This is a genomic window from Vibrio sp. Vb1755, assembly GCF_033338635.1.
In the GTDB taxonomy this organism is placed as follows: domain Bacteria; phylum Pseudomonadota; class Gammaproteobacteria; order Enterobacterales; family Vibrionaceae; genus Vibrio; species Vibrio alginolyticus.
The window spans coordinates 18,173-39,737 of sequence record NZ_JAWOTA010000032.1; the positions used below are offsets into that span (position 1 = coordinate 18,173).

A 21,565-nucleotide genomic window follows, 5' to 3' on the forward strand; every position below is an offset into this window, starting at 1 on the left:
AAAATTAAGGCTGCGGAATGTAACATATTTTTCAGGGAAGCTCAGGTTTATTTCACTCGTTCAATTTCACGGTGAACCTGACGGAGTGATTTTGCCCAAGGACTCACCGACTTAACCGAATCTGGCAAGCTTGCGACGGCATCACGAGCCATTTGAATTGTCGGATAATCTTGATATGTGATGATATACCACTCGGTGTCATTACGAACGGTAGGATAAATTCGCACTTGATTATTCAGTTGATGCTCATTGAGAAAGGATTGTACATCTTCCATTGAGGTCATAGCCGCGAGTTGTAAAGTATAAGCTCTTGGCGATAGCGCTTTTAGTTCTTCACGAGCAAATGAAAACTTCACAACAGGTTGGTTTGCCTCACCCTCTTCTGACTGAGCAGGTGCTTGCGTCATATCTTGATCCGGTTTTACAACTTTAATCAAAGGAGAGCTAGTTTCATCGGCGGTTTCTGTCTTCTCAGTACCTACGACATCATCAATCGCTTTTGTGTCTGCTGAATCAGCTTTACCTTCAAGCAATGCATCGACCACATTCGACTCAATCACCACTCTTTGTTGATTGTCATCACTGCCTACGCTCGCTACTTCTTCTGTCACAGCTGGCGGTAATGAATCAGAATCATCAACCGCACCAGACTTATCAAGACTGCTAGAGCCATCGGTTACAGGTTGCAGTGAAGACTGCGCTGCACTGACTCCTGACTCTTCAAAAGTTGGAATAGCCGTTTGCTCTAAACTGCCAGCAATTTGCTGCGCTTTATCATCAGGACTTGGTTGACTAAGCATCCACCAATAGCCACCAGCAGCAAGCAACAGTAAGACTAATACCACCAACGCAATATTCAGGGGTGAACCGACAATCGAGCGGATAATGATCCTTTTTTCCACTTTCATCTCTCCTAACGCCATGATGTCACCCGGTACTGGGTCGACTTTTTTAAATGCATCTCGAACCCGTTTCTCAGACTCATCATCGACGTAGCGCGCAACAAGTGACTCAAAGAAACGACGAGCTTCCACTTCGGACAACATATCAATATCAAGCTCAACAGGCTTTATCTCTTGTCCATAACTGAGACGTGCTAGCAAACCGTCTAAACGTCCAGACTGTGTAAACAGTAAGACATTGATGGTCCAATTTGGCTTATGGTGCGCCTCTAAGACCAGCATCCAAAGCTCAGAGATAAGTGTCTCACTCAATAAATGCGCATCATCTACAACAATTGCAATGTCACACGCCTCATCACCTAAAAGCCTTTCAAGGCTATCAAGTAAAGGCTCTTGCTGATTAAACAATGCGTCTGAAACCAGTTGACTCAAAATAAGGACGCGATGCTGCACATCGTCTTGATTAGAATGACAAAGTAACAAACATTGATTCTTGTTACTGGCACCCACTTCAAGGTATCGCTGCGCTAACCAAGATTTCCCGTACCCATCATGACCATTAATCGCAATTAGATTGGAACCAAAGTTAGTCAGTAGACCTAATCTATCAAGCAACTCGATTTGAGAATCTAATTCCAGTACGTGAGCAACACTCATCTAATAACCTTAATACACTACAAGAATGACGCCCAAAGGCGCCATTACAAGGTTAAATATCGCGACCGAAGTCTATTGCCTGTTTGAGTACGTCTTGTGTCGTATCAGCAATTACCTCGGCAGTGCCAATGCCTGTAGGCAAAACCAATCGTAATTGACCAGAGAGGACTTTCTTATCTCGCATCATGTGCTTGATGAAGTCATCGAAATTCATACTGTCTGGAGTATGCACAGGCAGTTTTGCACGACGCAAAATCGCAACAATACGCTCAAATTGCTCTTCCGAGATCAGACCGCGTAGATGCGACGTTTTGGCCGCCATAACAGTGCCGGAAGATACCGCTTCACCATGCAGCCAATTGCCATAGCCAAGTTCCGCTTCAATCGCATGACCAAAGGTGTGACCTAAGTTAAGCAAAGCACGGATGCCCGACTCTTTCTCATCCTGAGCCACCACTTCCGCTTTTATTTCACAGCAACGTGCGATCGCATAAGTTAGTGCTTCTTCATCCAACGCATACAAGCGCTCAAGATTGTCTTCTAACCATACAAAAAAATCTGCATCGTAAATAATGCCGTACTTAATGACTTCGGCGATACCCGCAGCGAACTCACGTTCAGGCAACGTCGACAGGCAGTTGGTATCAATGATCACTGCTTTAGGTTGGTAAAACGCGCCTATCATGTTCTTACCCAACGGATGGTTAACCGCGGTTTTTCCACCAACCGAAGAGTCCACTTGGGATAGTAATGTGGTCGGTATTTGAATAAAGTCGACCCCACGCTGGTAACAGGCAGACGCAAAACCCACAAGATCGCCAATAACACCACCACCTAACGCGATGATCACAACATCACGAGCATAACTCCCTTCCAGTAAGAAGTTCATTACTTGATTAAATACATCCAAGTTTTTGTACTGTTCACCGTCAGGCAATTCTAACAAGGATGCACTACAACCGAGCTGCTCGAGTTGCTTTAAAATTTTGTCTGCATACAAAGGTGCCACTGTGACATTACTGATCACAACAACTTTTTGTTTTGCATTTTTGTTTGAGAGAACTTGAGAGAGGTACGCCGGGTCCTCAAATAACCCGGCGCCAATAGAGATTGGGTAGCTACGCTCAGCTAGGTTGACCGTAATCCGTTCCATCGGTTTGCTCCAATTAAAAAAAAGATAAAGACTTATCTCTCTTCTAGCATTTTTACGATCTGGTTGGCTACCACTTTTGCACTTTGATCGTCAGTGCGAACAGTGTAATCCGCTACTTCTTCATATAAAGGATTACGTTCTTCAGCTAATTGCTCCAGTACTTCGCGAGGGTTATCCGTTTGAAGTAAAGGACGCTTCTTGTCGCGGTTTGTACGCGCAAGTTGCTTTTCAATCGTCGTTTCTAAGTAAACAACAACACCACGTGCCGAAAGACGATTGCGGTTTTCTTTGCTCTTAACAGAGCCACCGCCAGTCGCAAGCACGATGCCTTGCTCTTGTGTTAGGTCTTCAAGTACCGCTTCTTCACGCTTGCGGAAGCCTTCTTCACCTTCTACATCAAAAACCCAAGAGATGTCTGCACCAGTGCGTTCTTCGATCACTGTATCGGAGTCAACAAACTCCATATGCAGTTGCTGTGCTAGATGTCTACCAATTGTACTTTTGCCGGCGCCCATTGGGCCAACAAGGAAAATATTACGTTTCTCAGCCATGTTTAGCAGTAATTTACAACATTGATTCAATAAGATCGCCACAAGAAAACACAGCTAAACTGCTGTTCTACAAGGCTTGTGGCACCAGTTCCTCACAGATAATTCGTGATAAGACCCGAAATTATCCAAGCATGGTGCCACTATTGCAACTTTATTTTTGATTTAATCAGTTTTTCCCGAGACAGAACTACTGAATCACCACCTTAGGCGTGACGAAAATTAACAGCTCACTTTTGCCAACATTTTCATAGCTTCGACGAAAAAGCGCACCTAATAGCGGCAGATCGCCCAACAAAGGCACTTTGTCCACCGAGTTAGTAATGCTGTGCTGAAAAATACCACCAAGAACGACCGTTTCACCATTATTCACTAACACTTGCGTCCCGATACGTTGAGTATCAATCGCAACAGCTTCACCAGTGCCTGTCTTCACGACTTGTCCAGGTCTATCTTGCGTGACACTTAAATCCAACACTAAGCGGTTATCCGGTGTGATTTGCGGGGTCACCTTCAAACTTAATACCGCCTTTTTGAACGTCACCGTCGTTGCACCACTTGATGATGACTCTAGGTAAGGAATCTCTGTACCTTGTTCGATATAGGCTGGTTTCTTATTGGTAGTGATCAAACGTGGGCTCGAGATAATCTCAGCTTTAGACTCTTGTTGCAGCGCAGAAAGTTCCAAATCAAGTAGTGTGTCTGATCCTAACTTCGCAACTTGGAAAGCAAGACTGGTCGCATTCGGGCTGGTTGCAGCTAAGTTTACATTTAGGAAGTCATCGATCCCCACTCCATCACCGTCACCACCGTCGTCGCCCCCTTCTCCATTATAAAGACCGATCGTGGCGAGGTTGTTCTCAATAGAACCGCCCACTGTATTACTGCCATTAATAGATGTAAAACCCCAACGAATCCCTAACTCGTCCATGTTACCTTCATTGATGGTCACAATACGCGCCTCAATTTGAACCTGTTTAACTGGAATATCCAAAGACTCAATAATTTCTCGAATCACCTCGATGTTTTCAGGTAACTCTCTAATCAATAACGAGTTAGTTCGCTCATCAATGGTCATACTGCCGCGCTCTGACAGCATGCTGATATTTCCTTCTCCATTGATCATCTCCGCAATATCTGATGCTTTAGCAAAATTAACTTTGATGATTTCAGATGAAAGCTCTCCCATTTCTTCCGTCAATTTTTGTTTTTCTAACTGCTGCTTCTCACGCAAGTCCAACTCATCAGTCGGAGCAACTAAAATCACGTTGCCATCAACACGCTTATCTAACCCCTTAACTTGCAAAATAATATCCAGCACTTGCTGCCAAGGGACACCATCAAGACGAAGCGTGAGGTTGCCTTCTACAGAGTCGGAGACAACCAAATTGAATTGGTTGTAATCAGCAATAAGCTGCAAGACGTTTCGCACAGGAATATCTTGGAAGTTAATCGAAATAAGCTTACCTTCTCTTTCTAAAATGCTTTTATCTGGGGCTTTCTCATTGGGTTTGATCTTCGCTACTTTGATTTCCAAAAAACGCCCCGTTAAACGGTAATCATGCATGTATTCTTCATTGATGTGCGCAACCAAGCGCGTAGTTGAGGTATAGCGAAACACTTCTACGCTCTCAACCACAGTCGAAAAGTCTTTCACGTCTAGGAGATACAATTGCTCGTCTTTTACTGAAGTGTTAAGCAAATCGATACTTAACCCTTCCTGTACACGCTTGATATCTACAATCGCGGCCGGTGACGCCAATTCGACGACAATCACGGCGTCTTTATCTTTATTAGTTCGAAAGTCGATACTTTTTAGGGCATTGGACGAAACTTCTTCAGCTGCCGCTAAAGGGGCTAAAAATACAAACAACCATAAGGAGAAGAGCCCAGTAAGTATCCTTGGTGTACGTGTTAATCCTTGTCTCATTTTCATTACTCAATATCAAAAATAAATGGGGCTATCTCAAAGCCAACTTAACTTTACGTTTTTGCCAACATCCTAAGCCGTCGGGCAACGTTTCATTAATCAACAAGTAGGAGTGGCTGACATGGGTCACTTTGCCATTATTGCGTCCGAGGTATTGACCCGGCTTAACTTTATAGACGTTGCCATTGGGAGCCTGAACGAGGCCAGAAACCGTGTTATCCATGCCCATGACCCCTTTCAAACGTAATTGGCTTAATGGGAATTTTTCTAATTTTCCAGTTCGCCTTCTTGAGGGCGGTTGCCAACAATCTTTTCTTGCAACTGGCTGAGTCGCGATGATGGCTTCTTTGGGTAATTCAAAGGGTGCACGCTGTACTTCCGGTGCGTACGTGACTGCAACATACTTGTCTGCGGGCTTAAGCTTCTCGACCTCTCGACGCGCCTGTGTTTCCACTCCTCGAATAAAATCCGTCAATGATTCATCATTCGCCTGGCATCCCATCAATAGAGAACCCATCAATACCAACAACAAAGACTTACTTGTCATTTTTCGTCTCCTCCGGCTTAAACTGATAGGTGTTAGCGCGCACCCGAAAGTGCAGGGTTTCGCTCTCTTGGCTGACACGTTGCCAAGTCACATCTTTAAACGTGATGATTCGAGGTAGCGTCGCTATTGCCTGAGAAAAATGGCCGATGTCATGAAAGTCGCCCGTTAACTCTATGTTTAAAGGAAGACGATAAAGGAAGTGCTCTGATTGTTTTTCGCCCCAGTCGATTCGGGTGAAAGTCAGCTTATTGTCGATGCCAAGCTCATTCACTGAAGCGAGCATTGTAGCCAGCTCTTTTTGCGCAGGCAGTTGTTGCAGTAATAACTCGTAACGAGTGGTAAGTTCATCCAATTGAGATTGAAGCTGAGGCAACGCTGCCACTTTGTTCGCTTTGATCTTCAATGCCACCTTGAGTGTCTGCTCCTGCTGGATCAAGTAATTCAACTGTTCTTCTTTCGGTTTAAGGTAAAACCAATAACCTAAGCCTTGAATCGCCATGATCAGAAGCGCGATTACTACAATCTGGGGCAACAATGGCCACTCGGCCATTTCATCTATTTCGAGATCCTGCCAATCAACCACGTTGAGCCTCCAATTTCTTCTCCGTTACTTTGAACATGAAAGACACTTTGAATGTTTGAAACTCTTTCCCAAAACGGGCTTTGCCGTGAACGATGGAATGCATTTCTACGTCGTTCAACTTGGCCGAGCGCTCCATGTTGTCCAGCATCGTGGCAAGTTTTGGAGTGCTATCTGAGATCCCAGAGATCTCAATTTCCAGATCATTCATTTTGATCTTGTCGACATATACACCTTCAGGGATAACGGCAGGCATTAAGTTCATGAACTCGGTCGTTTTGTTTCGTCCGTTTTGTAAACCTTCAACGACCTTTAGACGTTCGAGGATTTTGCTGTGCTCTTGCTCTGCAATTTTCATTGCTTCAATACGCTGGTCGAGTTCGGCAATGTAGTGAGTGAGGTAATCGAGCCGCTCCTGTTGTTGATCTTGTTGGTACTCAAAAAACTTTCCAATACCCCACTGGATGCCAACAGCGACCAACATGCCTAATGCGACCAAACTGATGAAGCGACGTCGGTGCTCTTCTCTTTGATTCTCTCGCCAAGGAAGTAAATTAATGCGATAAAGCACGGGCGCCTCCTAGCCAATGAATGCCACGAACGGCCAGTCCGGCTGCTGTTGAGAAATGCTGCCAATCCACAGCACGACGCTTACGCTTAGACACCTTCATCTCAAATAGCCCTAGCGGATTTAGCAATTCACACTCTAACGACAATTGTTGAGACAACTCCTCTGCGAGCATGGGAGTGGAGGCCCCTTCCCCTGATAACCAGATACCCTTGATGTTTTGTGAGCCATTGATTGAGGTATAGAGCTGCATCTGGCGCTTTACTCGCTCTACGATTTGACGGTTAAACAGCTCTGTTTTCTCCTGAGCATCATCGGACAGAAAATCGACTGGAGAAGCGCTGTTTGCTCCGCGTGTGCCGTAAGCAAACTCTTTGTGAAACAGTTCACCTTGTTCGGTAAACATGGTGAAGGAGCTCGATAAGGTGCCAATATCGAGTAAGCAGTATTTGTTTTTGTCAGGAAAGCGATCGGCGGTGAGCTTCCAGATATGACCAAGGCTTTGCGAATGCACGTCCACTAAAACAGGTTTTAGTCCGGACTTTTGTAATGCATCAACTCGGCCTTCTACCACATCTTTTCTTGTCGCAAACACTTGATAGCTATCACTGCCACTCTGCCCGCCCTCCGCGCGAAGACGAACGAAGTCTAAACTCAGCTCTTCGACAGGGAATGGCGATTGATGAGAAAAGGCTTGTATCACTGCAAACTCAACTTCACTCTCTTCAAGATTTTGTTCTATTTGCAGTTTCTTGCTAATTACCGAGTTATCAGGAACTGAAATCGCAACTTTTTTAGCGCCAAAAGGCAGTTCTTTTTTTATCTGCTTGAGGGTCTTTACAATTTCTTGATGATTTATGGTGTTATTTTCAGCGACAATACCTTCCTTTAGTAATATTTCTTTGTAACCCAACAGAGCGTAATTGTTGCCTGTGGGTTTAAGTACTACGGCTTTGAGGCTGTTATGGCCTATATCGATGCCGGTAACGATTAGCTTATCCATCTCTTACTCTCGCTCCGAAATTTCTTCGTGCAAAGGTTGTTATTAGCATCCAAATAAGAGTTAATATCTCTTATGTGCTAAATTTTTGACCTAAGAGTACAAGGGTTTGCCGTTACACAGCCTCAACCAATCAGGGATTCTCCGGTGAAGTTCATAAAGCGTTTATTATTTTTAACATTGATTTGCATAATTCTTGGAGTCACCACAATATTTGGCTTCTATCAGTATGTGAAGCCTGAATTGCCAGATGTTGCAACTCTAAAAGACGTTGAATTACAAACACCTATGAAGGTGTTTAGTCAAGACGGGAAGCTGATCGCACAGTTCGGTGAAAAGCGTCGTATTCCTGTTACTTATGACGAAATTCCTCAAGACTTAATTCACGCGCTCATCGCAACCGAAGATAGCCGTTTCTACGAGCATCCTGGTATCGACCCTATCGGCATCACTCGTGCAGCTGTTGTTGTTGCGGTTTCAGGCTCGGCTAAACAGGGTGCAAGTACGATTACGCAACAGCTAGCTCGTAACTTCTTCTTATCTAATGAGAAGAAGATCATGCGTAAGATTAAAGAGATTTTTATTGCTATCCATATTGAGCAGCTTTTAAGTAAGCAAGAAATCATGGAGCTTTATGTCAATAAAATCTTCCTTGGTTACCGCTCATATGGCTTTGGTGCTGCCGCTCAAGTGTATTTTGGTAAGAGCCTTGATGAATTGACGTTAAGTGAGATTGCAACACTCGCTGGTATGCCAAAAGCGCCATCAACCATGAACCCAATTTACTCTCTTGAGCGCGCAACAAAACGCCGTAACGTTGTATTAATGCGAATGCTTGATGAGAAATACATTACACAAGAGCAGTATGACGAAGCACGCAATGAACCTATCGTGGCGCGTTATCATAGCGCTGAGATTGAGCTTTCCGCACCTTACGTAGCAGAGTTGGCTCGTGCATGGGCAGTAAAAGAGTACGGTGAAGAAGAAGCTTACACCTCTGGCTTGAATATCTACATGACTGTGGATTCTAAACTGCAAGATGCTGCAAATACGTCTGCGGTAAATAACCTCTTGTCATACGATGAACGTCATGGCTACCGTGGTGCAGAAAGTGTGCTTTGGAAAGAAGGGGAAGCGGCCTGGGACAATGAGCAAATAGAAAAGCACCTGAAGAAACAGCCAACTTATGGTGACCTTTACCCTGCGGTTGTGACGAAAGTCGATGATAAGACGGCACAAGTATGGGTTAAGAACCATGAAGAGCAAACCATCCCTTGGACTGGAATGCACTGGGCGCGTAAGTACATTACTGATAACCGCCAAGGCTCAACACCAAAGTCAGCGCATGATGTGCTAGCGACAGGTCAACAAGTTTGGGTTCGCGAAGTAAGTGAAACCGATGAAGATGACAACACAACACTGAGCTGGAAACTGAGCCAAGTGCCGACAGCAAACACCGCGTTTGTTGCGATGAACCCAGAAAATGGCGCGATATTGTCGCTGGTTGGTGGTTTCAACTTTGTTCACAGCAAGTTTAACCGTGCAACCATGTCAGTGCGTCAGGTTGGTTCAAGTATCAAGCCTTTCATCTACTCGGCAGCAATTGACAAAGGGCTGACTCTAGCGACTTTGATTAACGATGCGCCAATTAACAAGTGGGATGCAGGTTCTGGTTCAGCTTGGCGACCAAAAAACTCACCACCAACTTATGGTGGCCCAACGCGTCTTCGCCTCGGCTTAGCTCAATCAAAAAACGTCATGGCAGTGCGTACACTCCGTGAAGTTGGCCTCGAGGAGACACGTCAGTACCTTACTCGTTTCGGTTTTGATATTAACCAAGTACCACGCTCTGAGACCATCGCACTCGGAGCTGGCAGCTTAACACCAATGAAAGTGGCACAAGGTTACTCTGTGTTTGCAAACGGTGGTTATTACGTTGAACCATTCTATGTAGAACGCGTGGAAGATGCATTCGGTGAAGTACTGTTTAAAGCCAATCCAAAGAGTGTTTGTCATAAGGATTGTCCGCAAATGAGCGAGCAGCCAGAAAATCGCTACGCTGATGAATTTGGCGAACAAGACGTCGCGATTGATGGCCTAGCAACAGACAATGCCCTTGAAAATGATGAACCTCAATATGCACCGCAAGTTATCTCCGAACAGAATGCATTCTTAATGCGTGAGATGATGTACAGCAACATTTGGGGGGGCGGTAACTGGCGTGAAGGCACAGGTTGGAATGGTACAGGCTGGCGCGCGCAAAAACTTGGTCGTCGTGATATCGGGGGTAAAACGGGTACAACGAATGATTCCAAGGATGCTTGGTACAATGGCTATGGACCTGGTGTCGTTGCGATAGCTTGGGTTGGCTTTGATGATCACTCACGTGCACTTGGCCGCACCACTGTTAACAGCAACCTAGGGCAAGGCCAAATTTCTGGTGCCGAGTCGGGTGCGAAAACCGCAGAGCCTGCTTGGATTGACTTCATGCGTGTTGCGCTAGAAGGGACGCCGGAGCAAGGTAAAAATATTCCAGAGGATATTATTCGAGTTCGTATTGATCGCAACAGCGGTATGCTAACGCACAAGGTAGATAGCACATCAATGTTCGAATACTTTGAAAAAGGCACGGAGCCTACCGAATACGCTGGCGACCGTTTAGAAGATAGTATTTATTCTTCAGGCTCTGGCGCAGAAGAACTGTTCTAAATCACAAAAGCACAAGGGAGAGCATCAAGCTCTCCCCTTTTTTATTTCTGCTTTTTATGCTGCAGCATTCAATGATGGATAAGAAGCCAACACCTCTTTAATCTTCGCTGCTAAAGCTTCAAACCTAGCTCGTAATGGTGAGCCCGGACGGTATACGAGAACGATATTACGCGAGGGGGTTGGGTTAACAGCTGGTACGTAGCATACGCCATCTTTTTGCTTCTCATTAGGGATAGAAAGCTGAGGCAATAACGTAATCCCCGCACCAGCAGCAACCATATTGCGTAACGTCTCCAAGCTGGTGGCTTTAAAACGCTCATCGTCTTTTGCACCAGCGGCAAAACAAAAACCTAACGCTTGATCTCGCAGACAGTGGCCGTCTCCCAACGCTAAAACGGTTTTACCATTCAGCTCCAACATATCAACATGGTCGAGAGAGGCCCACTCGTGGTCACATGGCACTGCGACACTTAATGGCTCTTGATACACTTCGATCTCTTTAAATGGCGCAGTTTCATCAACCGAAGCTAAAACTAAGCAATCTAGTTTGCCTTCTTCCAATTGACGCACTAATTGATGTGTTTGAGCTTCGTGCAGAAATAGCTCCAGCTCAGGAAATGCTTCTTTTATCTGCGGCAGAATTTTGGGTAGTAGATAAGGCCCAACCGTCGGGATGAAACCAATATGCATCGGTCCAGTCATGGCTCCGCTTTGACCGCTTGCCATATCTCTGAAGGTTTTCACTTCACTTAAGATGCGTTTAGCCTGCTCCACCAGCTGTAACCCTGAATCGGTAAACAAAACACGTCGGCTGCTTCGCTCTAAAAGCGTGGTCCCGAGTTCATCCTCTAGTTTACGAATTTGCCCACTCAATGTTGGCTGGCTAACAAAACATGCCTCTGCCGCTTTGCGAAAGTGCTTATGTTCCGCAAGTGCAACTAAGTACTCAAAATCTCGAATATTCATAATTCACGCTTCGCTTCTTTAACAATAGCTAATACCTATCAAAACCATAACACCAAACGATTAGAGCTATCAAAGGATTTTTACAATAATGGGCTCAACAAAACGAAACAGAGCGACGAAAAACGCTAAGCTCTATACGCATAATTTAAAATAGTTAAAGGAAATCATTATGTTTGTATCTAAAGAAGGTCAACAAGTCCCTCAAGTTACTTTTCCAGTTCGTCAAGGTGACTCTTGGGTGAATGTAACGACCGATGAACTATTTAAAGGTAAGACCGTTATCGTATTTAGCTTACCGGGTGCATTTACTCCAACCTGTTCATCAAGCCATCTACCTCGTTACAACGAATTGTTCCCTGTATTTAAAGAGCACGGAGTGGATGAGATTATTTGTGTCTCGGTCAATGATACGTTCGTGATGAATGCATGGAAACAAGACCAAGAAGCAGAAAACATTACCTTCATCCCGGATGGTAATGGTGAATTCACCGATGGCATGGGTATGTTAGTGGATAAAAATGACATCGGCTTTGGCAAACGTTCATGGCGTTACAGCATGCTAGTAAAAGATGGCGTAGTGGAAAAAATGTTCATTGAGCCAAACGAACCAGGCGACCCATTCAAGGTGTCAGACGCAGATACGATGCTGAACTACATAGCGCCTGACTACAAAACGCAAGAATCCATCACGGTGTTCACTAAACCAGGCTGCCCTTTCTGTATGAAAGCGAAACAAAATCTAATTGACCACGGTCTTCAATATGAAGAAGTAATTCTGGGTAAAGACGCAACAACAGTTAGTCTACGAGCTATATCTGGTCGCACGACTGTTCCACAAGTCTTTATCGGTGGCAAGCACATCGGCGGTAGCGAAGAGCTAGAAGCGTATCTAGGCTAAGCTGTCCATAGCCTACACCCTCGGTCTCCGGTGCCTTTTGGCTCGGAGGCCAACCCTAAACCACTTCTTCTACTAGTCTAGATAAGTAGTTATCTGCCAATAAGGTGACTACTTATCCAGATTCAACTATCCAATTCACTCTCCAAGCTCAATGTAGCTAGCTTGGCTTAAAACAAAAGCGAGAGTTCACGATGAAACAAGTTAATGTCGACGTAGCGATTATTGGTGGCGGGACGGCTGGTCTTGGTGCTTATCGAGCAGCAAAAGCTCATACCAACAGCGTGGTAATGATTGAGGGCGGTCCCTACGGAACAACCTGTGCTCGTGTCGGATGCATGCCGTCTAAGCTGTTAATTGCGGCAGCAGAAAGTGTTCATCAAATCGAAAAAGCACCTGGATTTGGGATACACCCGCAAGGTGAAGTACGAATTAACGGACGAGAAGTGATGGATCGTGTAAAGCGCGAACGAGATCGTTTTGTTGGCTTTGTGCTTGAAAGTGTCGATGATATTCCCGCTGAAGACAAACTATCGGGCTACGCGAAGTTTGCCGATGACCACACTCTCATCATAGATGATCATACTCAGGTCACCGCACAGCGCATTGTTATTGCGACAGGATCTCGTCCAGCATATCCGGCAGCTTGGAATGAACTGGGTGATCGCCTAGTGATTAACGATGATGTGTTTGACTGGGATGACTTACCAGAGTCCGTGGCAGTATTTGGCCCAGGAGTCATCGGCCTTGAATTGGGTCAGGCTTTACACCGCCTAGGAGTGAACGTGAAGCTCTTTGGCCTTGGAGGACAAGTGGGCCCACTGACAGACCCAGAGGTGATGGCGTATGCAGATAAAGCCTTTAAGGAAGAGTTCTACCTTGATGCAGATGTAAAAGTCGAAAGCATGAAACGCATTGCTTCGTCAGACAATGACGGCGAAGACAAGGTCGAAATCCAATTCATCAACCATGATGGTGAATTAGAAACTTTCGTTGTCGATTACGTATTGGCCGCAACGGGTCGTCGTCCAAACGTCGATAAGCTGGCGATCGAGAACACCAATGTGGCTCTCGATGAACGTGGCGTACCAACGGCGGATCACTACACATTGCAAACTTCGGTAGAGAGCATCTTCATCGCAGGTGATGCAAGTAACCAAATTCCACTGCTGCACGAAGCCGCTGACCAAGGCCGTATTGCTGGAGACAACGCAGGCCGTTTCCCAGATATTCGTGCGGGTCTGCGTCGCTCACCAATTTCAGCCGTGTTCTCCGACCCTCAAATTGCTATGGTTGGCGAAACATATAAACAACTAGAAACACGTCTAGGCACATGTGGATGTTTCGCAACCGGTGAAGTCTCGTTTGAAAATCAAGGACGTTCGCGCGTCATGCTTCGTAATAAAGGCATTCTGCATGTCTACGGAGAGCAAGGCACTGGACGTTTTTTAGGTGCAGAAATGATGGCCCCGAATGCAGAGCATCTTGCGCACCTTTTAGCGTGGGCGCACCAAAATAGGATGACGATTTCTGAGATGTTAGATATGCCCTTCTATCACCCAGTGATTGAAGAAGGCGTCCGCACCGCTCTACGTGATTTGAATGCAAAACTACACTTAGGGCCAGAAATGGTGAAACATTGTCTTGACTGCGGCCCTGGCTGCTAACGCTTTCAGGCTTCTATCTAAATATAAGCAAAGCCTCGTCATCAACGAGGCTTTGCTTTACTACTTCGGCGCAATGAAATCTCTCTTACGCTGCCATCATTGCATAGCGGCTGACCATACAAATCGCGACAACACCGATCATAAAGAACCCACCAGCGATACTCAGCGCAAGTTTCAACTCTGTCGACATCATTATATTTCCTGTTAAAGACTGACAGCGCACCATACATCAATTACGTGCCACAAAGCTTTTACAAAGCTAACTTTCCATTTTTGGTTGTGTCATGGCGCTCTAAGCCCGTGTAAGAAACGCTTTCCACCATTTAGTTAGATATATAATCTGAAGCAACACTAATGGTTTGGAAAACACTATGACTTGTCGCCGCTGCGAGGAACATTGGTTTTGGAAAAAACTTGGACGTTGCCAACGATGCTTGGATCAATTGACGGTACTTTCTGTACTGTGTTGGATTGTGTGGTGGTTTACGCTCAAAGATGATCCACAAAGCATCGAGTCGATCGCTTTGATCTTTGCCGGCTTCGCTTTCAACGTTTTGTTGTTTCTACACTTATGGATGCGTTTTGTCATCTTGCCTTGGCAGCGTCGAAAGGGACAAAAAAAGGCGAATAAAAAAGAGAAAAGTGACAGATAGAAAAAAGCCCCAAAACCAATGTCAGTTCTGGGGCTCTCTTAGATTCTTCTAAGAAAAAGCAGTGGTACTTTAATAGACCGGGCTTCCTCTCAAAGGTTCCAAATTTTTTCGATTTTTTTAGCGAATACTGATGTAAGTAAGCAGGAAAATGACTATGTCATTGAATGCTAATAAAATCACTCCACAACTTCAGTTCATGCCACATGCGTTTTTTGGATCACTTGCTCCATTAAATTGATCTCAAGCGCTACCTCATCACATGCATGTTGACGTGGGCACTGATCGCAATCTTTCAGAACTTTCTCCGGCAGTAATGACTTCGATGTCGGTAAAAAGCTTTGCTTCATAAAGAACTCAGGCGTTCGCGTTAGAACAAAGACTTTCTTGATCGCCATCTGGCGCGCTTTCTCAACCAAATAGTTCACAATCGCACTGCCCTGCCCTTGGCCTTGCCAGCCCGCTTCGATACCAAGAGAGCGTATTTCAGCCAACCCTGAGTCATACACATATAGAGAAGCGCAACCCGTCACTTCACCATGATGCTCAGCCACCGCGAAAGAGCCAATATCTCTCACGAGCTCATTACGAGAGCGCGGAAGATTCTCACCAAGGTTCGCCCAGTAAGCAACCATACCTTCCAACGTTTCAATGTCCGTCAAACGTGCAGGACGCACTTTCACCGCCGAGCTGTCACGCTGGCTCAGGCGCTTATCCGCTTGTTCTACCGCGTAAGCGACCTGGTGAGGCGAAACACCACCCAAAGCACAACGCTTTTCCAAACACGAATCGATAGTCAGAATGTCATACACATCCGCTTCAATGACCTCTGAGAAGGCTTTTAACTCTTCGATAGACAGCTCTTCTAGCGCACAACCTTTAGCAATAGCACCAACGACCGCGACACCGACGATGTGGTGAGCTTCACGGAATGGGATGCCTTTCGCCACTAGGTAATCAGCTAACTCCGTCGAGTTTGCGTAACCTTGTTTCGCCGCTTCTAGTGTGCGCTCGCCATTCACTTTAATACCGTCAAAACACAGAGCTGCCATTTCCATGCAGTCGTTCCATGTATCTAAAGCGTCAAACAACCCTTCTTTATCTTCCTGCATGTCTTTGTTGTACGCCAATGGCAAGGCTTTAACTGTCATCATCATGCTCGATAATGCGCCATAGACACGCCCTGTCTTACCACGGATCAACTCAAGTGCATCTGGGTTTTTCTTCTGTGGCATTAATGACGAACCAGATGTCACCGTATCCGCTAACTCAATGAAGTTTGACTCGCCTGAATTGTAGAAGATCATATCTTCTGCAAGACGAGAAAGGTGAAGCATAGAAATCGACGCCACCGACATCAGTTCCATCACATGATCACGATCTGAAACCGAATCGAGTGAATTACGCGTAGCACGGTGGAAACCGAGATTATGTGCTAATTGTTCGCGATCAATCGGATAAGCCGTTCCCGCTAAAGCACCCGAGCCAAGTGGACAAGTGTCGAGACGCTGTAAGGCATCATTCAGACGAGAGTAGTCACGCTCGAACATTTCAACATAAGCCAAGCACCAGTGAGCAAAGGTTACAGGTTGAGCACGCTGAAGATGAGTATAGCCTGGCAATACGGTGCCTTGGTGCTGTTTAGCAACATGGACCATTTGTGCTTGTAGGCGATCTAAAGCAATCAATAATTGCTGACCTTGCTGACGACACCAAAGTTTCAAGTCTGTGGCGACTTGGTCATTCCGAGAACGCCCAGTGTGGAGTTTTTTACCTAAATCTCCCACTTTACTGATTAGCTGCTGTTCAACCCAAGAGTGGATATCTTCTGCATCAGAGCGAAGAATTTGGTGAGGGTCTTCCATCACTTCTAACTTCAGCTCATTTAAAGCAAGTTCCAGTTTTTGCTGTTCTTCTGCCGATAGCACATCAACAGAAAGCAGAGCTTTAGACCATGCGATTGAACCTACGATGTCTTGCTCAGCCAATCGGTAGTCAAAACGCAACGAATCATTGAACTCTTTAAATCTGGTGTCTGCCGCTTGGGTAAATCTTCCGCCCCATAATGCCATTGCGTCTCTCCTGATGACTATTGCTTACTCTAACGTTCTCGAATGAGTAGTAACCAATTTGATGGTCATTTGCTCACTTTTTCTTATGGGTCAACGTTACGGCAATTTCGATAAAAAATAAAGTATAAATTCAATATTTTTACATATATATTCAAACCAACTTTAGATACCCGCTTTTAGAAACCAAAAGACCCGCCTATAAATGGCGGGTCTTTATTCAATCCAAGATGGATGTTAAGGGATTATTTCTTCTGGCTGTTCAATGCACGAATACGGCTTGATAGCGAGTAAAGACGGATAAACCCACCTGCATGGCTTTGGTCGTAAACTTCATCTTCACCAAAAGTCGCGAACTCTTCTGAATACAAGCTGTTGTCAGAACGTTTTTGCGTCACTGTCGCTTGACCTTTGTAGAGCTTAACAACCACTTCACCGTTAACGTCTTGCGCTAGCTCTTCTGAAGCAGCAAGGATCGATTTACATAGTGGCGTAAACCAACGGCCATCGTATACAAGGTGAGACGCTTTTAGACCTAGCTCCTCACGGAATTCGAATGATGATTTGTCTAGCACAAGCTGCTCTACAGCACGCAGCGCTTCCATCATGATGGTGCCTCCCGGTGTTTCATAACAACCACGAGACTTCATCCCAACAAGACGGTTTTCCACGATATCGATACGGCCAACACCGTGCTTAGCGCCCTTCTCGTTTAGGTAAACCAGTGCGTTGTATGGTGTCATCGCTTCACCATCAACTTCGACCACTTCACCTTTTTCTACTTTCAGCGTGACGTATTCCGCTTCATTTGGCGCTTGCTCTGGGTCGACAGTCCACACCCAGCAGTCTTCGTTTGGTGCGTTCCACGTATCTTCTAAAACGCCGCCTTCCGTCGAAATGTGCCATGCGTTTGCATCACGTGAATAGATCTTAGTAAGAGACGCAGAACAAGGAATATTACGCTCAGCGAGGTAATCCAAACACTCTTCACGGCTCACTAGGTCCCACTCACGCCAAGGTGCAATCACTTGTAAGTCCGGTGCTAGTGCTGCAAATGCACCTTCGAAACGCACTTGGTCGTTACCTTTACCTGTACAGCCATGACACAGTGCGTCCGCGCCCACTTTACGTGCCACTTCAACCTGCGCTTTAGCAATGATTGGACGCGCCATTGATGTACCTAGCAGGTACTTACCTTCGTAGTACGCGCCGGTTTTTAGTGTCGGGTAAATGTAGTCTGCGACCATTTCTTCTTTCAGGTCAGCGATGTAGCATTCAGAAGCACCAGAGGCTTTTGCTTTCGCTTCAATGCCTTCTAGCTCTTCGGCACCTTGACCAACATCGGCAACGAAAGCCACTACTTCACAGTCGTAGTTCTCTTTTAGCCACGGGATGATTACTGAAGTATCTAGACCGCCTGAGTATGCGACTACCACTTTATTTACGTTCACTTTGCTCATGTTTTTTCTCCAAACTTAACTGGCGCTGCGCTCGGCGGTCAGTGCCAACTACGACTTCCTAATATTGAATTCTTTTGCTGATGCTTATTGAGGCAAGAATTGAGTACCAATACTTTCACCAGCGAATAACTGTGCTAATTTTTCTGGGTAACGCCAGGTCGCGACTTCAATTGGACGGCCAAGATCATTGGCGGCCTCCAAAGCGGCTTTAACTTTGACGATCATGCCATCGGTGATCACATGTCCATCGATCAACGAGTTAGCTTGCTGCTCTGACAGGGTTTTGATCAAATGGCCTTTTCCATCTAATACACCACTCACGTCTGATAACAGGACCAACTCCGCATCTAATGCGCCCGCAACCGCGACTGCTGCTTGATCAGCATTCACATTCATCATCTGGCCATCTTTGGTTAAACCAATTGAACTGATGATCGGCAGTGCACCTGTGTTTAGCACCGCTTGTAATAGTGCTGAGTCACCCGGTGATGCTTTGCCTACCGCGCCGAGTTCTGGGTCAAGTTCTTCAACAAGACACAAACCACCATCCGCAAGGCTAAGGCCCACAGCGTTAAGACCGTCCGCAATCGCTTGACCTTGAAGTAACTTATTCGCAGTGCCTGCGAGCGCGCCTGCAATCACAGGAATTTGATCGTAAGGCGTTACGCGTAAACCGTTTTTCTTTACGGTTTCAAGCTGAAGCTTTGCCATCAACTCATCAACTAGGTAGCCACCGCCATGAACGATGGCGATTTGTCGCTGTGCCGATTTTTGGTAGGCCGCAATGGCACCAAACAGTTGGCTTAAGGTTTGAGTGCATGATAGAGCTGCACCACCTAGCTTAATGACTAAAGGAGCTTGATTGGTTTGCGTCATCGCATTTCCCTCTTTCAACGACTACAGCAACGCTGTCAGTTCTGGGTAACCGTAATGAATATTGAGACATTGCATCGCTTGACTCGATGCACCTTTAAGTAGGTTGTCGATAGCTGAAATCACAATGATGTGTTCGCCTTGTACCTTCCAGCCGATATCGCAGAAAGGGGTATTTTCGACATCCTGAATACGTGGAATACCGTCGCCTTTAAGACGCACCGCAGGCTTGCCTTGATAAGCTTGTTCAAACGCCTGTGCCACTTGTGCTTCTGTCACACCTTGCGCAAGCTTCATGGTGATAGTGGCAAGAATGCCGCGTTTAAAGTTGCCGAGGTGCGGAGTAAAAATCACATCGCAACCCAAGTGCTGAGCAATCTCTGGCTGGTGACGATGGTTAAATACACCATAAGGTTGCAAGCTCACTTCACAGAAGCTGTTAACCATGGAGGCTTTACGCCCTGCACCTGATACACCACTGGTTGCGTTGATCACTGGCCATTGGTTGGTATCGAGCAACGCATGTTCTAATAAAGGTTTGATTGCAAGCTGTGAAGCGGTTGGGTAGCAACCTGCTACTGCAATCAAAGGAGTGGTTTTTATTGATTCTTGGTTCCACTCTGCTAAGCCGTACGCTGCTTTATCTAGCCAGTTGTTATGTTGATGTACGAAGCCATAAAAAGTGTCGTAAAAGCCTTCACTTTTCACACGGAATGCACCCGATAAATCGAATACCTGACAGCCTGCCTCCAAGAAAGTTGGGGCTAAATCATGGCTGACTTCGTGAGCCGTTGCCAAAAACACCACGTCCGATTCTTGAGCGATTTGCAGTGGATCCGTTAGTGGTAAAACTGGCATATCAATGATGCCCGCTAGCTTACCGTGCAGCTGCGCGATGCTCTTTCCCGCATCAACACTGTTGGCGGAAACGTATAAACCTGATAGCGTGAGTTGTGGGTGTTTATTAACCATTAACGCTAACTCTGCGCCGGTGTAACCGCTGGCTCCAATAATCGTGGTTTTTAGCATTGTGTGACATCCATATACTTAAAGGCTCAAATGACTATTCATATTTAATTTCTGCTTTATTTTGATTTTTTATTCATTAAATATGATTTAATATGTGTTTTACATTTTTGTGGTCTGTCTGTCAACAGGAGATTTGAAGAATCCATGCAATTACCAACTTTTCTAGAGGTCTATGAAGGACTCATCAGCACCTCTTCTATCAGCTCCACGGATCCGAGCTGGGATCAGGGCAATGCAAAAGTCATCGAAAAACTCGCATCTTGGTTTAAAGATCTGGGTTTTAGCGTTGAAGTGATCGAAGTCGAGCCAGGCAAGCACAATATGATCGCACGTATGGGAGAGGGAGAAGGTGGCCTTTTACTTGCTGGCCATAGTGATACCGTGCCATTCGATCAAGGGCGATGGAATTTTGATCCGCATAAACTGACGGAAAAAGACAACCGCTTCTACGGTTTAGGCACAGCAGACATGAAAGGCTTTTTCGCCTTTATTTATGAAGCAGTGAAGAAAGTCGATTGGAGCAAGCAGAGCAAACCACTTTACGTATTAGCCACTTGTGACGAAGAGACCACCATGTTGGGCGCGCGACATTTCACAGCAAACGCCCCATTTAAGCCGGATTACTGCATCATTGGTGAACCCACCAGCCTTGTACCAATTCGAGGTCATAAAGGGCATGTGGCAAATGCCATTCGCGTAACAGGCAAGTCCGGTCACTCATCGGACCCAGCGCTTGGCGTTAACGCTATTGAGATCATGCATGAAGTCATGTTCGCCATGATGCAACTGCGTGACAAATTGATTAAAGAATATCACCATCCGGGTTTTGCCATTCCAAGCCCTACCCTAAACCTTGGACACATTCACGGTGGTGACAGCGCTAACCGTATTTGTGGTTGCTGTGAGCTGCATTACGACGTGCGTCCTCTTCCTGGCATTAGCCTTGATGGTTTAGAGAACATGTTGCGCGGAGCATTAAAAGAAGTCGAAGCGAAATGGCCAGGGAGACTGGAGATTATTCCATTGCATGAGCCTATTCCGGGTTACGAATGCCAACATGACCACCCATTTATTGGTGGTGTTGAAGAGATTTGCCAAACTAGTTCAGAAACCGTGAACTACTGTACTGAAGCACCATTTCTACAGCAGTTGTGTCCAACCTTGGTGCTCGGCCCTGGGTCAATCGACCAAGCCCATCAACCGGATGAGTTTCTATCCTTCGACTTTATCGACCCCACAATTGATGTGCTTTCAAAGGCGATGGTCAAGTACTGCTGTTAATACGCGTTTAAGCTCGAAAGTCTGTGCAGCTCGATTGAGCTGCATCTTTTTATCTTCACAATTTAGCGCTAGTCTTAACAC

Annotated in this window: 18 protein-coding genes; 5 read left to right on the plus strand and 13 right to left on the minus strand. The window is 45.7% G+C overall.

Annotation, left to right across the window (positions count from 1 at the left end; genetic code table 11):
* Positions 1–47: 47 nt before the first annotated feature.
* The 8 genes from R7E00_RS19985 to pilM form a co-directional block, all read right to left on the minus strand.
* The gene (locus tag R7E00_RS19985) at positions 48–1,559 is read right to left on the minus strand and encodes an SPOR domain-containing protein (RefSeq protein WP_258482119.1); all 1,512 of its coding nucleotides are present in this window, start codon (positions 1,557–1,559) and stop codon (positions 48–50) included.
* A 52-nt stretch (positions 1,560–1,611) separates the two neighbouring features.
* Positions 1,612–2,712, minus strand: coding sequence for a 3-dehydroquinate synthase (gene aroB / locus R7E00_RS19990; protein WP_005381318.1), 1,101 nt, complete (start codon positions 2,710–2,712; stop codon positions 1,612–1,614).
* A 32-nt stretch (positions 2,713–2,744) separates the two neighbouring features.
* Entirely contained in the window at positions 2,745–3,263 is a 519-nt protein-coding gene (aroK, locus tag R7E00_RS19995; protein WP_005381319.1) for a shikimate kinase AroK, read from the minus strand.
* Between the two features lie 187 nt (positions 3,264–3,450).
* Positions 3,451–5,196 (minus strand): type IV pilus secretin PilQ, encoded by a 1,746-nt coding sequence (locus R7E00_RS20000; protein ID WP_033907306.1) that lies wholly within the window; start codon positions 5,194–5,196, stop codon positions 3,451–3,453.
* 25 nt (positions 5,197–5,221) lie between these two features.
* Complete coding sequence (locus R7E00_RS20005) at positions 5,222–5,737, minus strand: pilus assembly protein PilP (protein WP_115386334.1); 516 nt, start codon at positions 5,735–5,737, stop codon at positions 5,222–5,224.
* On the minus strand, positions 5,727–6,320 hold the full coding sequence (locus R7E00_RS20010; protein WP_158174192.1) for a type 4a pilus biogenesis protein PilO: 594 nt from the start codon (positions 6,318–6,320) through the stop codon (positions 5,727–5,729). Before R7E00_RS20010 ends, R7E00_RS20005 begins: the two co-directional genes overlap by 11 nt.
* On the minus strand, positions 6,313–6,888 hold the full coding sequence (locus R7E00_RS20015) for a PilN domain-containing protein (RefSeq protein ID WP_005381323.1): 576 nt from the start codon (positions 6,886–6,888) through the stop codon (positions 6,313–6,315). Before R7E00_RS20015 ends, R7E00_RS20010 begins: the two co-directional genes overlap by 8 nt.
* Positions 6,872–7,888: a type IV pilus biogenesis protein PilM gene (gene pilM, locus R7E00_RS20020; RefSeq protein ID WP_005381324.1), complete on the minus strand. Its 1,017-nt coding sequence runs from the start codon at positions 7,886–7,888 to the stop codon at positions 6,872–6,874. The genes R7E00_RS20015 and pilM overlap by 17 nt, the downstream gene beginning before the upstream one ends.
* 144 nt (positions 7,889–8,032) lie before the next feature.
* On the opposite strand from pilM, the gene R7E00_RS20025 reads away from it, so the two are divergent.
* A complete protein-coding gene (locus R7E00_RS20025; RefSeq protein ID WP_005381325.1) occupies positions 8,033–10,594 on the plus strand; it encodes a penicillin-binding protein 1A in 2,562 nt (853 codons plus the stop codon).
* Between the two features lie 54 nt (positions 10,595–10,648).
* On the opposite strand, the gene oxyR is transcribed toward R7E00_RS20025, so the two are convergent.
* Positions 10,649–11,560 (minus strand): DNA-binding transcriptional regulator OxyR, encoded by a 912-nt coding sequence (oxyR, locus tag R7E00_RS20030; protein WP_005381326.1) that lies wholly within the window; start codon positions 11,558–11,560, stop codon positions 10,649–10,651.
* Between the two features lie 169 nt (positions 11,561–11,729).
* Here oxyR and R7E00_RS20035 point away from each other — a divergent pair, with 169 nt between their 5' ends.
* The 3 genes from R7E00_RS20035 to R7E00_RS20045 all read left to right on the plus strand — a co-directional run bounded on the left by R7E00_RS20035 (position 11,730) and on the right by R7E00_RS20045 (position 14,775).
* On the plus strand, positions 11,730–12,458 hold the full coding sequence (locus tag R7E00_RS20035; protein WP_005382781.1) for a redoxin family protein: 729 nt from the start codon (positions 11,730–11,732) through the stop codon (positions 12,456–12,458).
* Between the two features lie 191 nt (positions 12,459–12,649).
* Complete coding sequence (locus R7E00_RS20040; protein WP_064368817.1) at positions 12,650–14,122, plus strand: dihydrolipoyl dehydrogenase; 1,473 nt, start codon at positions 12,650–12,652, stop codon at positions 14,120–14,122.
* 371 nt (positions 14,123–14,493) lie between these two features.
* Positions 14,494–14,775, plus strand: a complete 282-nt coding sequence (locus tag R7E00_RS20045; protein ID WP_025768083.1) for a DUF3624 domain-containing protein — start codon at positions 14,494–14,496, stop codon at positions 14,773–14,775.
* A gap of 194 nt (positions 14,776–14,969) precedes the next feature.
* Here R7E00_RS20045 and argH read toward each other — a convergent pair whose 3' ends face one another.
* From argH to argC, 4 genes are all read right to left on the minus strand, one after another.
* Positions 14,970–16,844, minus strand: a complete 1,875-nt coding sequence (argH, locus tag R7E00_RS20050) for an argininosuccinate lyase (RefSeq protein ID WP_005381331.1) — start codon at positions 16,842–16,844, stop codon at positions 14,970–14,972.
* Between the two features lie 242 nt (positions 16,845–17,086).
* Complete coding sequence (locus tag R7E00_RS20055) at positions 17,087–18,301, minus strand: argininosuccinate synthase (RefSeq protein WP_017821738.1); 1,215 nt, start codon at positions 18,299–18,301, stop codon at positions 17,087–17,089.
* Positions 18,302–18,385: 84 nt separating this feature from the next.
* A complete protein-coding gene (gene argB / locus R7E00_RS20060; protein WP_005381333.1) occupies positions 18,386–19,177 on the minus strand; it encodes an acetylglutamate kinase in 792 nt (263 codons plus the stop codon).
* Between the two features lie 21 nt (positions 19,178–19,198).
* Complete coding sequence (gene argC, locus R7E00_RS20065) at positions 19,199–20,203, minus strand: N-acetyl-gamma-glutamyl-phosphate reductase (RefSeq protein WP_262606411.1); 1,005 nt, start codon at positions 20,201–20,203, stop codon at positions 19,199–19,201.
* Positions 20,204–20,347: 144 nt separating this feature from the next.
* Between argC and argE the strand changes: the two genes are divergently transcribed.
* Positions 20,348–21,484 (plus strand): acetylornithine deacetylase, encoded by a 1,137-nt coding sequence (argE, locus tag R7E00_RS20070; protein ID WP_005381335.1) that lies wholly within the window; start codon positions 20,348–20,350, stop codon positions 21,482–21,484.
* Positions 21,485–21,565 lie beyond the last annotated feature (81 nt).

What these genes read in the sequence shown, in the direction of transcription:
- R7E00_RS19985 (WP_258482119.1), bottom strand. Translation starts at nt 1,559, where the DNA reads ATGAGTGTTGCTCACGTACTGGAATTAGATTCTCAAATCGAGTTGCTT.
- aroB (WP_005381318.1), bottom strand. Translation starts at nt 2,712, where the DNA reads ATGGAACGGATTACGGTCAACCTAGCTGAGCGTAGCTACCCAATCTCT.
- aroK (WP_005381319.1), bottom strand. Translation starts at nt 3,263, where the DNA reads ATGGCTGAGAAACGTAATATTTTCCTTGTTGGCCCAATGGGCGCCGGC.
- R7E00_RS20000 (WP_033907306.1), bottom strand. Translation starts at nt 5,196, where the DNA reads ATGAAAATGAGACAAGGATTAACACGTACACCAAGGATACTTACTGGG.
- R7E00_RS20005 (WP_115386334.1), bottom strand. Translation starts at nt 5,737, where the DNA reads ATGACAAGTAAGTCTTTGTTGTTGGTATTGATGGGTTCTCTATTGATG.
- pilM (WP_005381324.1), bottom strand. Translation starts at nt 7,888, where the DNA reads ATGGATAAGCTAATCGTTACCGGCATCGATATAGGCCATAACAGCCTC.
- oxyR (WP_005381326.1), bottom strand. Translation starts at nt 11,560, where the DNA reads ATGAATATTCGAGATTTTGAGTACTTAGTTGCACTTGCGGAACATAAG.
- R7E00_RS20035 (WP_005382781.1), top strand. Translation starts at nt 11,730, where the DNA reads ATGTTTGTATCTAAAGAAGGTCAACAAGTCCCTCAAGTTACTTTTCCA.
- R7E00_RS20040 (WP_064368817.1), top strand. Translation starts at nt 12,650, where the DNA reads ATGAAACAAGTTAATGTCGACGTAGCGATTATTGGTGGCGGGACGGCT.
- R7E00_RS20045 (WP_025768083.1), top strand. Translation starts at nt 14,494, where the DNA reads ATGACTTGTCGCCGCTGCGAGGAACATTGGTTTTGGAAAAAACTTGGA.
- argH (WP_005381331.1), bottom strand. Translation starts at nt 16,844, where the DNA reads ATGGCATTATGGGGCGGAAGATTTACCCAAGCGGCAGACACCAGATTT.
- R7E00_RS20055 (WP_017821738.1), bottom strand. Translation starts at nt 18,301, where the DNA reads ATGAGCAAAGTGAACGTAAATAAAGTGGTAGTCGCATACTCAGGCGGT.
- argB (WP_005381333.1), bottom strand. Translation starts at nt 19,177, where the DNA reads ATGACGCAAACCAATCAAGCTCCTTTAGTCATTAAGCTAGGTGGTGCA.
- argC (WP_262606411.1), bottom strand. Translation starts at nt 20,203, where the DNA reads ATGCTAAAAACCACGATTATTGGAGCCAGCGGTTACACCGGCGCAGAG.
- argE (WP_005381335.1), top strand. Translation starts at nt 20,348, where the DNA reads ATGCAATTACCAACTTTTCTAGAGGTCTATGAAGGACTCATCAGCACC.